The sequence below is a fragment of the Vibrio barjaei genome (assembly GCF_001639065.2).
Taxonomy (GTDB): Bacteria; Pseudomonadota; Gammaproteobacteria; order Enterobacterales; family Vibrionaceae; genus Vibrio; species Vibrio barjaei.
This window is the reverse complement of sequence record NZ_LQXO02000009.1, coordinates 283,682-298,207: the sequence shown is the minus strand read 5'-3', so window position 1 is coordinate 298,207 and position 14,526 is coordinate 283,682. Positions and strand designations below refer to the sequence as shown.

Annotated in this window: 16 protein-coding genes; 8 read left to right on the top strand and 8 right to left on the bottom strand. The window is 44.3% G+C overall.

The annotated features are described in order from the left end of the window. Positions 1-50 precede the first annotated feature (50 nt). From ybeD to AWH66_RS05885, 4 genes are all read left to right on the top strand, one after another. Positions 51-329 (top strand): DUF493 family protein YbeD, encoded by a 279-nt coding sequence (gene ybeD, locus AWH66_RS05900; RefSeq protein ID WP_031493181.1) that lies wholly within the window; start codon positions 51-53, stop codon positions 327-329. 175 nt (positions 330-504) lie between these two features. Further along, entirely contained in the window at positions 505-1,146 is a 642-nt protein-coding gene (gene lipB, locus AWH66_RS05895; protein ID WP_063606072.1) for a lipoyl(octanoyl) transferase LipB, read from the top strand. A gap of 4 nt (positions 1,147-1,150) precedes the next feature. Beyond that, positions 1,151-2,116, top strand: coding sequence for a lipoyl synthase (gene lipA, locus AWH66_RS05890; protein WP_063606071.1), 966 nt, complete (start codon positions 1,151-1,153; stop codon positions 2,114-2,116). 152 nt (positions 2,117-2,268) lie between these two features. Then, complete coding sequence (locus tag AWH66_RS05885) at positions 2,269-2,598, top strand: hypothetical protein (RefSeq protein WP_031493179.1); 330 nt, start codon at positions 2,269-2,271, stop codon at positions 2,596-2,598. 104 nt (positions 2,599-2,702) lie between these two features. Here the strand turns inward: AWH66_RS05885 and glyA are convergent, their stop codons facing one another. Next, positions 2,703-3,953: a serine hydroxymethyltransferase gene (gene glyA, locus AWH66_RS05880; RefSeq protein WP_063606070.1), complete on the bottom strand. Its 1,251-nt coding sequence runs from the start codon at positions 3,951-3,953 to the stop codon at positions 2,703-2,705. Positions 3,954-4,301: 348 nt separating this feature from the next. On the opposite strand from glyA, the gene AWH66_RS05875 reads away from it, so the two are divergent. Then, entirely contained in the window at positions 4,302-4,901 is a 600-nt protein-coding gene (locus AWH66_RS05875; protein ID WP_063606144.1) for a YitT family protein, read from the top strand. Positions 4,902-4,949: 48 nt separating this feature from the next. Here AWH66_RS05875 and treC read toward each other — a convergent pair whose 3' ends face one another. The 5 genes from treC to gmhB form a co-directional block, all read right to left on the bottom strand. Then, on the bottom strand, positions 4,950-6,632 hold the full coding sequence (treC, locus tag AWH66_RS05870; protein WP_063606069.1) for an alpha,alpha-phosphotrehalase: 1,683 nt from the start codon (positions 6,630-6,632) through the stop codon (positions 4,950-4,952). A gap of 76 nt (positions 6,633-6,708) precedes the next feature. Further along, a complete protein-coding gene (gene treB, locus AWH66_RS05865; RefSeq protein ID WP_063606068.1) occupies positions 6,709-8,133 on the bottom strand; it encodes a PTS trehalose transporter subunit IIBC in 1,425 nt (474 codons plus the stop codon). Between the two features lie 234 nt (positions 8,134-8,367). Then, positions 8,368-9,312 (bottom strand): trehalose operon repressor TreR, encoded by a 945-nt coding sequence (gene treR / locus AWH66_RS05860; protein WP_063606067.1) that lies wholly within the window; start codon positions 9,310-9,312, stop codon positions 8,368-8,370. After that, complete coding sequence (locus tag AWH66_RS05855) at positions 9,312-9,680, bottom strand: MliC family protein (protein WP_083399958.1); 369 nt, start codon at positions 9,678-9,680, stop codon at positions 9,312-9,314. The genes treR and AWH66_RS05855 overlap by 1 nt, the downstream gene beginning before the upstream one ends. Positions 9,681-9,717: 37 nt before the next feature. After that, the gene (gene gmhB, locus AWH66_RS05850; protein ID WP_063606065.1) at positions 9,718-10,269 is read right to left on the bottom strand and encodes a D-glycero-beta-D-manno-heptose 1,7-bisphosphate 7-phosphatase; all 552 of its coding nucleotides are present in this window, start codon (positions 10,267-10,269) and stop codon (positions 9,718-9,720) included. 199 nt (positions 10,270-10,468) lie between these two features. Here gmhB and metN point away from each other — a divergent pair, with 199 nt between their 5' ends. Genes metN through AWH66_RS05835 form a run of 3 tightly spaced genes read left to right on the top strand, consistent with a single transcriptional unit; the run spans position 10,469 to position 13,013 of the window. Continuing rightward, the gene (metN, locus tag AWH66_RS05845; RefSeq protein WP_063606064.1) at positions 10,469-11,503 is read left to right on the top strand and encodes a methionine ABC transporter ATP-binding protein MetN; all 1,035 of its coding nucleotides are present in this window, start codon (positions 10,469-10,471) and stop codon (positions 11,501-11,503) included. Then, positions 11,493-12,170, top strand: coding sequence for a methionine ABC transporter permease (locus tag AWH66_RS05840; RefSeq protein WP_063606063.1), 678 nt, complete (start codon positions 11,493-11,495; stop codon positions 12,168-12,170). Before metN ends, AWH66_RS05840 begins: the two co-directional genes overlap by 11 nt. Positions 12,171-12,203: 33 nt before the next feature. Then, positions 12,204-13,013 (top strand): MetQ/NlpA family lipoprotein, encoded by an 810-nt coding sequence (locus tag AWH66_RS05835; RefSeq protein WP_062456951.1) that lies wholly within the window; start codon positions 12,204-12,206, stop codon positions 13,011-13,013. Positions 13,014-13,099: 86 nt separating this feature from the next. Here the strand turns inward: AWH66_RS05835 and AWH66_RS05830 are convergent, their stop codons facing one another. Both AWH66_RS05830 and syd read right to left on the bottom strand, forming a co-directional pair. Then, on the bottom strand, positions 13,100-13,876 hold the full coding sequence (locus AWH66_RS05830) for a Zn-ribbon-containing protein (RefSeq protein WP_063606062.1): 777 nt from the start codon (positions 13,874-13,876) through the stop codon (positions 13,100-13,102). A 2-nt stretch (positions 13,877-13,878) separates the two neighbouring features. Next, positions 13,879-14,424 (bottom strand): SecY-interacting protein, encoded by a 546-nt coding sequence (gene syd / locus AWH66_RS05825; protein ID WP_063606061.1) that lies wholly within the window; start codon positions 14,422-14,424, stop codon positions 13,879-13,881. Positions 14,425-14,526 lie beyond the last annotated feature (102 nt).

Sequence of the window (14,526 nt, the reverse complement as noted above, 5' to 3'; positions counted from 1 at the left end):
CATTACTATTCGCATCGTTATAACGAATTGGTATTTTTGGAGTCCCTAATATGTTGACCATCAACTCTGATGCAAAACTCAAAGACCTACTAGAGTTCCCTTGCTCTTTTACATTCAAAGTGATGGGTTACGCTAAGCCAGAACTTCCTGAAAAGGTAGTGGAAGTAATCCAGCGCCACGCGCCAGGGGACTACAGCCCAACTATCAAACCAAGTGCAAAAGGCAACTACCATGCAGTATCGATTAATATCACTGCAACGTCTATCGAGCAGGTGGAGACCTTGTACAAAGAACTTGGCGAAATCGACATTGTTCGCATGGTTCTATAAAAATTTGAAAATTTAAATTTTTTTTGAAAGCAGCTTGGGCTGCTTTCTTTTTATATTTCAAAAACCTAGCACTTAATAGTGATTCAGTCGTTAAGAATTCGTTATTTATTGGTAGTTCAAAACCACCAACATGTTTATAATGCGAATACTTTATTAAGTGGCAGCGGAGTGATTGGTGGAAAATCAACTAGTTGTAAAAAAGCTTGGTAGAAAGGACTATGAGCCTGTCTGGAAAGCGATGCATGAGTTTACTGATAATCGCACAGAACATACGCGCGACGAAGTCTGGTTAGTTGAACACAACCCTGTGTTTACACAAGGTCAAGCAGGCAAAGCTGAGCATCTACTTAACACTGGTGATATTCCCGTTGTACAAAGTGACCGTGGTGGCCAAGTCACCTATCATGGTCCTGGTCAGTTAGTGGCCTATTTCCTAATCAATCTCCGTCGTAAAAAACTGGGCGTTCGTGAACTGGTTACTCATATCGAAGACCTCGTTATTCAAACGCTAAAAGAATACAATATCGAATCGGCAGCGAGACCCGACGCACCTGGCGTCTATGTTGACAATAAAAAAGTGTGTTCATTGGGCTTACGCATCAGAAAAGGATGTTCTTTCCATGGGCTGGCGCTAAACGTCAATATGGATCTCACTCCCTTTTTAAGAATTAATCCTTGCGGCTATGCCGGAATGGAAATGGTTCAGGTCAGCCAGTTGGGCGGTCCACAGCAAGTGTCCGTCGTAGAAGACCAATTAATCAAAGCACTCATAACAATACTTGATTACGAGCAAGTAGAATTCAGCGAAGAAGCATAAGACGATGAGCAAACCTATCCAAATGGAAAAAGGCGTTAAGTACCGTGACGCTGACAAAATGGCATTGATTCCAGTTAAGAACATGCCTACTGAGCAAAAAGAGATCCTTCGTAAACCTGAGTGGATGAAGATCAAACTCCCTGCAGACAGCCAGCGTATTCAAGATATCAAATCAGCAATGCGTAAAAATGACCTGCACTCTGTTTGTGAAGAAGCATCCTGCCCTAACTTAGCTGAATGCTTCAACCACGGTACAGCAACATTTATGATTCTTGGTGCAATCTGTACTCGTCGTTGCCCATTCTGCGATGTCGCTCATGGTCGCCCCAACGCTCCAGAAGTTGGTGAACCTAAAAAGCTAGCGCAAACAATCAAAGACATGAAGCTGAAGTATGTTGTTGTGACTTCTGTAGACCGCGATGATCTTCGTGACGGTGGGGCGACACACTTTGCTGACTGTAATCGCGAAATCCGTGCACTTAACCCAGAAATTCGCATTGAAACACTGGTTCCAGATTTCCGTGGCCGTATGGATGTTGCGCTTGAGGCAATGAAAGACAACCCACCAGATGTCTTCAACCACAACCTAGAAACAGCTCCTCGTCTGTATCGTAAAGCTCGTCCAGGTGCAAACTACAAGTGGTCGCTGCAACTACTTAAGAAGTTTAAAGAGATGCACCCTGACGTACCAACAAAGTCAGGTTTAATGATGGGCTTAGGTGAAACGAAAGAAGAGATCGTGGAAGTACTGAAAGACCTTCGTGAGCACGGTGTTACCATGTTAACGTTAGGCCAGTACCTTGCGCCAAGCCGTCACCACTTACCTGTAGAACGCTACGTTCCACCTTCTGAGTTTGATGAGCTAAAAGATATTGCACTAGAACTTGGCTTTACTCACGCGGCATGTGGCCCATTCGTTCGTTCTTCTTATCATGCGGACCTACAGGCTCAAGGCGTAGAAATTAAATAATTCCATTTGTGGTTTCTTGTTAAACACGGATTCGCTCTTAGAGCCATCCGTGTTTTTTTTAAGAAAAATCGCCAAGATGACATTCTCATACTCGCATTTTCGCTATATTTAGGTAGGCTTAAAGAAAAATATTATTCAATCAAGGGTGTAGCATGAAGTTACTTAAAGTTGGTTTGCCTATTTTAGCCGCTACTGTTATTGGTGGTTGCGCGCAGAATACTCAACAAGACAACTACTTAGAAGCGTCATTTGAACTGTGTAATACCGAAGTGAATCTGTACTCGGTGAGTGACGATGGTCGAGTTCGTATCGTTTGTAAAGACGGCGCTAAATTCGCACTGAACAGCGAGAAAACGCTGGATATCATGCGTGACATTAATATTGATTACTGTAATGGTGAAGGCTTGGGGCAATTTAGTGAAAGCCGCAAGTACTATTCATTCAAGTGTAAATCTGGAACTTTACTGAATATCAATAAATAGCCAGAGCTTGCTATTCACACACAAAGAAACCATAAGAAATCAATCAAATACAAGAATAAAAAAGCGAGCTCAAAGCTCGCTTTTTTATTCTAAAGTAAGTCTAACTAAGCGTAAACAGGTAGGCGCTTACAGATCTCTAGTACTTTCGCTTTTGTCGCTTCAATCACTGATTCATCGTTGATGTTGTCTAGAACATCACACATCCAGTTAGCAAGCTCAGTCGCATCAGCTTCAGTAAAACCACGGCGAGTAATCGCTGGAGAACCAACACGGATACCAGACGTTACGAATGGGCTGCGTGGGTCATTAGGTACTGAGTTTTTGTTTACCGTGATGTTTGCCGCACCTAGCGCTGCATCCGCTTCTTTACCTGTAATGTCTTTGTCGATTAGGTCAACAAGGAACAGGTGGTTCTCAGTGCCATTAGACACAATCTTGTAACCACGCTCTTGGAACTGGGCAACCATCGCTTTTGCATTCTTAACCACGCGAGCTTGGTAATCTTTAAACTCAGGTTCCATTGCTTCTTTGAATGCTACTGCTTTACCAGCGATAACATGCATCAAAGGACCACCTTGACCACCAGGGAAAACCGCTGAGTTTAGTTTCTTGTACATGTCTTCGCCTGCATTAGACAGGATTAGACCACCGCGAGGACCCGCTAGTGTTTTGTGTGTTGTGGTTGTCACAACGTGTGCATGAGGAACAGGCGTTGGATAAACACCAGCCGCAATAAGACCTGCAACGTGCGCCATATCAACAAACAGATACGCGTCAACTTTATCTGCAATTTCACGCATACGAGCCCAATCTACGATCTGGCTGTACGCAGAGAAACCACCAATGATCATTTTTGGCTTGTGCTCAAGTGCTAGCTGTTCCATCTCGTCGTAGTTGATTTGACCAGCTTCATCGATACCGTAAGGAATCACATTGTAGTGCTTACCAGAGAAGTTAACTGGTGAACCGTGAGTAAGGTGACCACCGTGAGCCAAGCTCATACCTAAAACAGTATCGCCTGGGTTAAGTAGAGCCATGTACACGGCGCTGTTCGCTTGAGAGCCAGAGTGAGGCTGAACGTTCGCATACTCACAACCAAATAGCTCACACGCACGGTCAATCGCCAGTGCTTCCGCTTTATCGACGTACTCACAACCACCGTAATAGCGCTTGCCCGGATAACCTTCAGCATATTTGTTTGTTAGCTGAGAGCCTTGCGCTTCCATTACGCGAGGGCTAGTGTAGTTTTCCGAAGCGATAAGCTCGATGTGCTCTTCTTGACGAAGGGTTTCTTCTTGAATAGCTGCAAATAGCTCCGCATCGTAATCAGCGATGTTCATATCACGCTTAAGCATCTGTATCTCCTGACTCAGATTGTTCCGAAAGTTTCAAAAAAACCATACAATGACCAAAAGCAAACGTTTTCGTCACCACATTTGATGACTTGCATCATACATAATTTGATCTAGGTCATAAAGAGAAAATTGGAAATTTCTCATGCAGTTTTCTCATAGTGAACCTTAGGTATCATCATGGGCGCCTGAATTAGTACGACAATGTGTACACTAAGTGTCAATAATTCCATTTACAAAGTGTAAAATTTGAATTACATAGGTTTACCGCAAATTTCACCTTCAAGCTACCGAAAAGATCATCTTTTCAATACTATTGCGGCGATTATTACTAAGAAGAATTTTGAACTGATGCAAAAACACTCACGAAGAGAAGATTGGATAGCGATACTGACTGGTACATTTATTGTTGCCCAAGGTATTTTCTTTCTCCAATCAGCTCAACTATTAACTGGCGGCACTACAGGTCTAGCGCTTCTTGTAAGCCAGTTTGTACCTGTTTCTTTTGGTACCTTGTATTTTGCATTCAATAGCCCATTCTATCTGTTAGCGTGGAAACGCTTTGGTAAACGTTTTGCTGCGAGCAGTGCAATTTCAGGTGCGTTGGTCTCTGTTATCACAGATAACATGTACCGTGTTGTATCACTGGATCAGATTAACGATATTTATTGTGCCATTGCTGGCGGCTTGTTGATGGGGCTCGGTATGCTGATTCTATTCCGGCACCGATCAAGTCTTGGCGGATTCAATGTGCTTTGCCTGTTTATTCAAGACAAATTCGGTATTTCAGTAGGGAAAACGCAAATGGCGATAGACTGCTCGATCCTAATCGCGTCGTTCTTTTTTGTCTCGCCGAACGTCATTATGATCTCCATCTTGGGCGCAGTGATGCTCAACCTTGTTCTTGCTATGAACCATAAGCCTACACGCTACGTGGTGACTTACGGTTAATATCAATGCCCTTCGCTTTCCTCTCAGTTCGGCGAAGGGCATTACTCGTTACTTATCAATCAAAATGGCCACCGTCTCATACGGCTTCATGACCACTTTTTTATCAAGGGATACTTTGCCTTCGAGGTCGTAGTTGCTCAAGACTCGTTGTCCTGTGAGTGCAACGAAAGATTCAGGCAGAGTGACCTGAGTCTCCTGCCCAAAATAGTTATTCAGACATAGCAACATGCTTTCCGCGTTTTCTCGCAGATATCCATGCACCTGTTCATGCTCAGGGAACATATCAGTATAACTACCATCGGTTATCACAGGCACCGTTTTGCGAAGAGCGATCAGTTCCTTGTAGAAGTAGAACACGGATTGTTCGTCTTGAAGTGCTGCCTGCGCATTGATTTGTGGGTAATTTTTAGAGACCTCGATCCAAGGTGTTCCTGAAGTAAAGCCAGCATTAACACTGCCATCCCATTGCATCGGCGTGCGCGAGTTATCTCGAGATTTTTGCTGCAAGATTGCCATCATCTCATCATGAGACGTTGTACCCTCTTCAACCATTAGCTGGTACATATTCAAACTTTCCACATCACGATACTGAGCAAGGTCAGTAAAGCCTGGGTTAGTCATGCCAATCTCTTCGCCTTGGAATATGTATGGCGTTCCCTGCATTAAATGGACGGACGCTGCGAGCATTTTCGCCGACTTATTGTGATAGCGGGTATCATTACCCAAGCGACTCACAATACGAGGCTGGTCATGGTTACACCAAAACAGTGCTCCCCAACCTTTGCCATTCAGACCCGTTTGCCAATGATTGAAAATCTGCTTGAGCTGTGCAAAGTCAAAATCCGCTTTAGTCCACTTCTCTCCATTTGGGTAATCAACTTTCAAGTGATGAAAGTTAAACACCATCGACAGCTCTCTGTTATCTAATGCACTGTATTGCTGGCAATGCTCAAGCGTTGTCGAAGACATTTCACCGACCGTCACCGAACCATACTTTTGGAATACCGCTTCGCTGATCTCTTGTAGATATTCATGCACTCTAGGGCCATCAGTGTAAAAGCGGCGGCCATCACCAATATGATCATCTGCAAAATCTTGCTGCTTTGAAATCAGGTTAATGACGTCTAACCTAAATCCATCTACTCCTTTTTGCGCCCAGAACTCAATCACACGTTTTACGTCGTCTCGAACAGCAGGGTTCTCCCAGTTCAGATCGGCCTGCTCTTTGGCAAACAAATGCAAATAATATTCGTTTGTGGCTTCATCTAGTGCCCAGGCAGAACCACCAAATTTAGACTGCCAGTTGTTTGGGGCTTGCCCATCACGACCAGGTTTCCAAATATAATAATCACGATAAGGACTTTGCTTATCTCCAAGAGCCGACTGAAACCACTCATGCTGTGTTGACGTGTGGTTCACTACGATATCCATGATAATACGAATACCCTTTTGATGGGCTTGTTCTAGTAGCTCATCAAAATCTTTCATCGTGCCAAAATCGGGGTTAATAGCGTAATAGTCAGCAATATCGTAACCGTTATCAATCATTGGTGAGGCATAGACAGGAGTTAACCAGATAGCATCAACACCAAGCTGCTCAAGGTAATCAAGCTTTGAGGTAATGCCTTTGATATCCCCCATCCCTTTGTTGCCGCTGTCACAAAAACTCTTCGGATAGATTTGATAAATAGTGGCGGTTTTCCACCAGTCTTGTTGAGTTTGTTGACTCATCGATTTCAATCTCACTTACCATTACAAAAGAAACAAAAAGAAAACAGTGGCTCAAATTGAGCCACTAATGGGGGCGTTACGCGCTTGCAAGCTCTAGCTCGCCTTTTGACTGAGCGCGTTTATACAGGAACAGGGTTAGGACAATTGGCACCGCCATAGCGACTAGCATCGCCATTAGATATACCGTCCAGTACTGAGGTTGGATGGAAAGAATACCCGGTAGACCACCAACACCGATGCCGTTTGCCATTACGCCAGCACTACCACAAATTGCTGCAGCAAGTGCACTGCCAATCATGGCGCTCAACATCGGGAATTTGTACTTCAAGTTAATACCGTACATTGCAGGCTCTGTTACCCCTAAGTACGCAGAGATAGCAGCAGGAACTGAAATATCTCGTTCGCCTTCACGCTTACTAATAATGATGATACCGACAACAGCAGAAGCTTGAGCAATGTTTGACAAAGCAATCAAAGGCCAGATTGGTGTACCACCAAGGTCTTGCATAAGCTGTAAATCAACGGCGTTAGTCGTGTGGTGGATACCCGTTATCACAAGTGGTGCGTATAGGAAGCCAAATACCATAGAACCAAGAACCGCGAAATCACCCGTCATCGCAGCTTTCGCTGCAAATGCAACACCGTCACCCAGTACTCGACCAAAAGGACCAATAAGTGCATGCGCTAAAATCACAGATAGAATGATTGAAACGAAAGGCACCACAACCAGATACAGGTAGCTTGGGACAATACGTTTAAGGTTAGTTTCGATAAAGGCCAATGCAACACCGGCTAGCATGGCTGGAATGACCTGAGCTTGATAGCCCACCTTCTCTATCACGAACAAACCAAAGTCCCAGACTTCAGGGACCTGCTTACCGATTAAGTAGGCATTCATTAGCTGTGGCGACACCAAAGTCACACCCAGTGTAATACCCAGAATTGGCGTGCCTCCTAATTTTTTCACTGTCGACCAACACACACCAACAGGCAGGAAGAAGAAGATTGCTTCACCAATCAACCATAAGAACGAGTGAACGGTGGCCCAGAATTGGCTGATTTCAACCAGCGTTTTGCCATCGAACATGCGAATGTCACCAATCACATTTCGAAAACCGAGAATCAAACCACCAGTGATAATCGCAGGTAAAAGAGGAACGAAAATTTCGGCTAAGTGCGAAATACCACGCTCGAGAATATTCATATTTTGGCGAGCAGCCAGTTTAGCATCATCTTTTGATGCGGCTTTTTTGCCCGCCATGTCAATAAGTAACTTATATACTTCATCGACTTCAGTACCAATCACCACTTGGAATTGACCTGCATTGGTAAAGCAGCCCTTAACAACCTTTAAGCTTTCCAGTGCTGACTTATCTGCTTTCTCTGTGTCGTTAAGAACGAATCTCAGACGAGTTAAGCAGTGACTCACACTGGCAATGTTGTCGGCTCCGCCGACCCCTTCGATGATGGCTGCAATGTCTTGCTTCGCTATCTTGCTCATCGTATGTACACCTTTTTACTGATATAGAGACGTTGGATAACAAACGTCCATGTGTCTCGTTGTATTAATAATACCGCAATGCGTCAATGGGAACATTCCCAAAAATCTAAATGCAGTGTGACACACGAGAAAAAAACGTAAATGGGAACATTCCCATTAATTGAGAGTGATCACAATAATTGTAGAGAAATGCATCAACAGAAAAGGATGAGAAGACAGAGTAAGAAGCCGTTTTTACACAGCTTCTTGTGTGAGATGAGAGACGAGTTTTTCGCCTTTCAATTGTTTAATCAATAGGTTAGCTGCTTTTTCACCTGCTTGATGATAGCCAGGATCAATACTGTAGATATTTGGGAACAAAAATGACAGTAATTCATTACCACCAATACCCGTGACAATAATGTCCTCTCTTCCTAACTCTTGTAAGCGTTTAATGGTGCCCAGTGCTAGAGTATCGCTCGCGCAGACAATGGCTTGCAGAGAGTCACTCACCACATCATCCACTAATGAGTATGCACTCTCATGATGAAGTGCTCCGGTACGAAACCGAGTCGGCAATTGCTGCTCTTCACACCAGACTTGATAAGCGTTTAAACGAGCCAAGCCTGTAGTTTTATCTTCAGGGTCTACACCAATAAACGCCAGATCACTCACGCCTTGCTCTTTAAGCTTATTGAGAACCGCGTGGATCAGACCGGCATTGTCGTAATTAATCGACGACACTCGATCGGTATCCATAGCAATCACAACTACTTTTTCGTCCCAATCTGCCACGGCATCCAGATCCAAATCGGTAAAACCAAACACTATCACCCCATCCACATTTCGCTTTCGCAATACGTTAAGATGCTCATTGGTTTTCACCGGATCGAACTGGCTTTCCATAATCACCACATCATAGCCTGCCGCATAAAGTACATTAAGCATGCTGCTGACGGCTTTGTTTTCAGATGGGGAATCCAGTCGAGAAATGATCACACCAATCACGTTCTGAGTTCCACCACCTCGCATAGACTGAGCCGATTTTGACGGAACATAACCATGTTCCGCGATCACTCGCTCTACCTTTTCGCGAGTCTCAGGCTTAACTTTGGGGTCATTGGTCAACACTCGGGAGACGGTCGATTTGCCGACTCCCGATAGTTTCGCGATATCAAGTATGGTCAGTTTTTTAGTCATTAGCCTTTCGGAATACTACGTGTGGTCATACGGCAGGACTTATCAGTGACACCATTCATTGTCAGCATGCCTTCTCGGCCTTTACTGAACAACTCAATATTAGAATCGGCTTGCGACTCGCCATCCAAGGCATAGCGCACGCCGGATGCTGAGGGGACTCGATGCAACGGATATTCCGTCTTCCCTATCAGCAATAAGATTTGTTCACTGGAAAGTTGAGTGACCTGGAAATTTTGACTATCACACTCATATTGGAGCACATGATAGTTACCAGCTGTGGATTCCGTTTGTCCGCCACTACTGCATGCCGCCAATCCACTCACCAATAAAACGGGTAACAACGTCTTTTTTGCAATTGAAAGCATCATTTCTCCTTTTTAAGGCTAACACCCATTCAGTTTGTGTCTATTTAGAAAGATACGCAGGTACGTCGCAGATACTATCAAGAACCGCAGTCGCAATGGACTCACCGCGTTCAGTAACAGGCTTACCTGTACGAACTAAAATCTTAGTACCCACACCAGCCGCTTCAGCCGCCATCATATCTTCTGCTTTGTCACCCACCATAACGGATTTCGCCATATCTATCTTGAGAAAATCTCTTGCCGAAATGAACATCCCTGGCTTTGGCTTACGACAGTCACAATCTTGTTTGTAGTCACCAACACCGTGCTCTGGATGATGAGGGCAGTAGTAAAAACCGTCAAATTCGACGCCATTATCTGAGAAGTTCCAGTCCATCCATTGAGTTAGAGACAAAAAGCGGTCTTCTGAGAACATCCCACGAGCGATCCCAGACTGGTTCGTTACTAGCACGAGCATGTAGCCCATATCTTGTAACTTCTTAGTCGCTTCAAACACACCTTCAACATATTCGAAGTCATGTTCATCGCTTACATAGCCATGGTCGATATTGATTACGCCATCACGGTCTAAAAACACAGCTGGTTTTGCCACAGGTTACTCTCTTGCTCTAGATAAGTGCTAATGACATGAATTATTACATGCTTTTATATCCACATCACTATGAAAATGCCGTTTAGACGTCTAGACGTAAAAATATCTATTGACACAAATCGGTGAAACCCATAGCATCTTCTATCAATTGAGATGTAGTTCAAACTTTTATGCTACTCATTGGGTTTAGGTTGCTTAGATGATCGAAATTAATCAGGTAAACAAAGTGTTTTATCAAGGGACAAAGGAAATCAACGCTTTGTCTGATATTAACCTTCATATTGCTGAAGGCACCATCTTTGGTGTGATTGGCTCATCCGGTGCGGGGAAAAGTACCCTCATTCGTTGCGTTAACATGCTAGAGGCCCCAACGTCTGGAGCCGTCATTGTTGATGGTATTGACCTGACTAAACTGTCCAAGTCAGAGCTCAGCGAAGCGCGCCGCAATATAGGCATGATCTTTCAGCACTTTAATCTGCTTTCATCTCGCACCGTATTTGAGAACGTCGCGTTACCACTTGAACTTGCAGGTAAAGCGAGCTCTGATATTGAAAACAAAGTCTCTGAGCTGCTTAAATTAGTGGGTCTTGCCGACAAGCGTGACACCTATCCAGCTAACCTAAGTGGCGGACAAAAGCAGCGCGTCGCCATTGCTCGAGCTCTGGCCTCTGACCCTAAAGTTCTCCTATGTGATGAAGCGACGAGCGCACTAGACCCAGCGACAACTCAGTCCATTCTTGAACTGCTCAAAGAAATTAACCGTAAACTTAAAATCACTATATTACTTATTACTCATGAAATGGATGTAGTAAAAAGCATCTGCCATGAAGTCGCAATTATTGGTGATGGTCGCCTTGTAGAGAAAGGTACTGTGGGCGAAATCTTCGCCCACCCTAAAACCGAGCTCGCGCACGAATTTATTCGCTCCACACTCGACCTTTCTATTCCGGAAGATTATCAAGCTCGCTTGCAAACCAAACGAGTTGAAGGTAGTTACCCACTGGTACGTCTTGAGTTCACTGGAGCAACCGTTGACGCTCCGCTAATGACGCAAATTGCACGCAAATACAACATCGATGTGAGCATTCTCAGCTCAGATCTTGATTATGCCGGTGGGGTTAAATTTGGCATGATGGTCGCAGAGCTATTCGGTAATGAAAGCGATGATAATGCTGCAATCCAATACCTTCGTGACCACAACGTAAAAGTAGAGGTACTTGGCTATGTCCTTTAATACTGTCTCTGAATGGCTATCACTTAATAGTAATCTACTGCTCGGCGCGACATGGGAAACGCTCTACATGGTCGCTGTTGCTGGCATTGTTGGCTTCGCTGTGGGTATTCCACTAGGGGTGATTCTCCATACAACGAAGAAAGGTGGTTTGCTGGAAAATCCACGCCTAAATAGTGTGCTAGGTGCCATAGTAAACATAGGTCGTTCCGTACCATTCTTAGTGTTAATGGTCGCCATCATTCCTGTGACCAAAATGCTCATTGGTACCTTTATTGGTACAACAGCAGCCATCGTGCCATTAACAGTAGGGGCTATTCCATTTGTCGCTCGTTTAATTGAAGGCGCCTTGCTTGAAGTTCCAACGGGCTTAGTGGAAGCGGCGCAGTCAATGGGTGCTACCCCTTATCAAATTATTACTAAAGTGCTGCTTCCTGAAGCATTACCGACTATTGTCAATTCAGTGACAATCACATTAGTGACACTTGTAAGCTACTCAGCAATGGCTGGCACAGTGGGTGGCGGTGGTCTTGGTGATGTCGCGATACGTTACGGATTCCACCGATATGATGTAGTTATCATGGCAGTTACTGTCGTCATGCTCATCGTGTTAGTACAAATTATTCAGTCTATTGGCGACGCTATTGTGCGCCGAGTCGACCACAGATAATTGAAGTTTTAGATTTATAACAAGGAGAGAGTCATGAAATTCAACGTTAAGAATTTACTCGCAATCGCAGCAGCAGCGTCTGCACTCGTTCTAGCCGGTTGTGGTGAGAAAGAAGCCGATACTAGCAAAATCAAAGTTGGTGTTATGGCCGGTGCAGAAGCACAGGTAGCAGAAGTAGCCGCGAAAGTAGCAAAAGAAAAATACAACCTTGATGTTGAATTGGTTACCTTCACAGATTACGTGACGCCAAACGCTGCGTTAGATGATGGCTCTATTGATATCAACGCGTTCCAACATAAACCATATTTGGATCAACAAGTTGCTGACCGCAACTATAAACTGACTGTTGCAGGCAACACATTTGTCTACCCTATCGCTGGTTACTCTAAGCAAGTGAAGTCTGTGGATGAAATCCAAGATGGTGCTCGCATTGCAGTACCAAACGATCCAACAAACCTAGGTCGTTCTCTACTGCTTCTTGAACAACAAGGTCTGATCACGCTACGTGATGGCGTCGGTCTACTGGCTACCGTTCGTGACATTGAGAGCAATCCGAAAAACATCACTATCGTTGAGCTTGATGCTGCTCAACTTCCACGTTCACTCGACGATGTTGCGCTATCAGTCATTAACACAACGTACGCTAGCTCTATCAACCTAACACCTCAAAAAGACGGTGTATTTGTTGAAGATAAAGAGTCTCCATATGTAAACCTTATCGTGGCTCGTGAAGACAATGTAAACGCTGAAAATGTACAAAACTTCGTTAAAGCATACCAAACTGACGAGGTCTACAACGCCGCTTCTGATATCTTCCAAGGTGGTGTTGTTAAAGGCTGGTAATGACTCGCTTTTAACTCGGATACAAAAAAGGTTGAAGCATCTCGCTTCAACCTTTTTTACGTTCTAAACCCCTGCGTTCAAACGTTCTACTTCAGATGATCCCAAGAAATATTCGACACTATTCGGCAGGTATCGCATTTGAAGTAGAAAATGTCATGCAAAGGCTCATCAAGTAGCCACTCACCGCCACATTTAGGGCATTTGCGAGCTTTCTCTTCTGCTAGATCCTTACCACCAACTTTGTAGAGGTAATAATAGGTTGGAATTTGTGTAATGTACTCAATGCGGCCACGAATATCCCAACCACGACGGAAAATATCACTGCCAATGTCCGATAGTTCTCGCAGTGCGGCATGCTCCGCTTTACATCCCCCTGACATCTGAATCTCATCGCAAGCTTGCCATTCGGTTTGCCATTTAATGACCGACTTATGGTCTCCATTTAAAGTAGGAGGGTTTCGATACAGCGGAATAGGCAATAAGGTCTCACCACTGCGAAGTGGAGAACAGGTATGCACATAGGTGGTATAAAGCACTTGCCAACTTGGCACTTCATCTTCTGCCGCTTGCTCTGAGTTAATATCACGCCCCAACAATCTTACTTTAGGTGCGAGCAGGCAGGCATCTGATAAACGTTTAAGGCAGACTTTCACAAAATCAGAGTGATGTTTGGGATGTAGGCTTTCTTGCTCAGGACACACAGCCCGAACAAAAAACTCTCCTTCTCCCATCACAATGGGAAATTCACGCCCTAATACCTGGCCGTTATATCGCAGCGCATCCATCAGGCCGTTAATGCCTTTTTCTACTGCGCTGATAGTGGTGTTATCAAAACACTCAAAATGAAGCTCAACAACATACATAATTAAACGTTAGGCTCCAATCCATCGAGGAAAGTGACGATATCTTCAGCAATTATATCTCTTCTGTCGGTACCCAAGCGTTCAAGAATGACATTTCCGGTGATATTGCAGATTGAAATCACGTCCATATCGGCATCGGTCGCAGCGATAAATACCGTAGGCTTAAGCTTCAACCTTCTTTGTGTCACCAAGTGGCCCAAGATATTTTCTTGCAGGCGAGTAAAGTCATCGTCACTCCAAACTTGCAGTAAGGTCAGTTCGTTACCCTGCCAAGTTGCCTCCATATCAGCACTGTATTGATGACCGTAAAAACCTTTAATGTCCTCATGAAGGCTCAATTCAATCCCTTGCTCGATGTTTTCGAGCGTCTCAGGAGCATCGCGAAGACAATGTGTCCAATAAACCTGTTGCTCGTCTTTGCTATCAATACATGGGGAAACTAATCCATGCAATTCTTCATTAGCAGGAAGTGTTTGATGTTTTTCTTGCCATGCTTGTTGATAGCGTTTTGAAAACGCCTCCAAAGCTTGTTGTACACTTTGATTCATATTCTCTCCAGTTATCCTTCGCTTGCAACGCGTTTTACCACGACAAAGGATGACAGCTATTCAGGGATCTCGTAAAATTCAGCTTATTCTAATCGAAATATC

Bases quoted from the DNA above. Each gene is read 5' to 3' on its own strand.
- ybeD (WP_031493181.1), top strand. From the start codon at position 51: ATGTTGACCATCAACTCTGATGCAAAACTCAAAGACCTACTAGAGTTC.
- lipA (WP_063606071.1), top strand. From the start codon at position 1,151: ATGAGCAAACCTATCCAAATGGAAAAAGGCGTTAAGTACCGTGACGCT.
- AWH66_RS05885 (WP_031493179.1), top strand. From the start codon at position 2,269: ATGAAGTTACTTAAAGTTGGTTTGCCTATTTTAGCCGCTACTGTTATT.
- glyA (WP_063606070.1), bottom strand. From the start codon at position 3,953: ATGCTTAAGCGTGATATGAACATCGCTGATTACGATGCGGAGCTATTT.
- AWH66_RS05875 (WP_063606144.1), top strand. From the start codon at position 4,302: ATGCAAAAACACTCACGAAGAGAAGATTGGATAGCGATACTGACTGGT.
- treC (WP_063606069.1), bottom strand. From the start codon at position 6,632: ATGAGTCAACAAACTCAACAAGACTGGTGGAAAACCGCCACTATTTAT.
- treB (WP_063606068.1), bottom strand. From the start codon at position 8,133: ATGAGCAAGATAGCGAAGCAAGACATTGCAGCCATCATCGAAGGGGTC.
- treR (WP_063606067.1), bottom strand. From the start codon at position 9,312: ATGACTAAAAAACTGACCATACTTGATATCGCGAAACTATCGGGAGTC.
- AWH66_RS05855 (WP_083399958.1), bottom strand. From the start codon at position 9,680: ATGATGCTTTCAATTGCAAAAAAGACGTTGTTACCCGTTTTATTGGTG.
- metN (WP_063606064.1), top strand. From the start codon at position 10,469: ATGATCGAAATTAATCAGGTAAACAAAGTGTTTTATCAAGGGACAAAG.
- AWH66_RS05840 (WP_063606063.1), top strand. From the start codon at position 11,493: ATGTCCTTTAATACTGTCTCTGAATGGCTATCACTTAATAGTAATCTA.
- AWH66_RS05835 (WP_062456951.1), top strand. From the start codon at position 12,204: ATGAAATTCAACGTTAAGAATTTACTCGCAATCGCAGCAGCAGCGTCT.
- AWH66_RS05830 (WP_063606062.1), bottom strand. From the start codon at position 13,876: ATGTATGTTGTTGAGCTTCATTTTGAGTGTTTTGATAACACCACTATC.
- syd (WP_063606061.1), bottom strand. From the start codon at position 14,424: ATGAATCAAAGTGTACAACAAGCTTTGGAGGCGTTTTCAAAACGCTAT.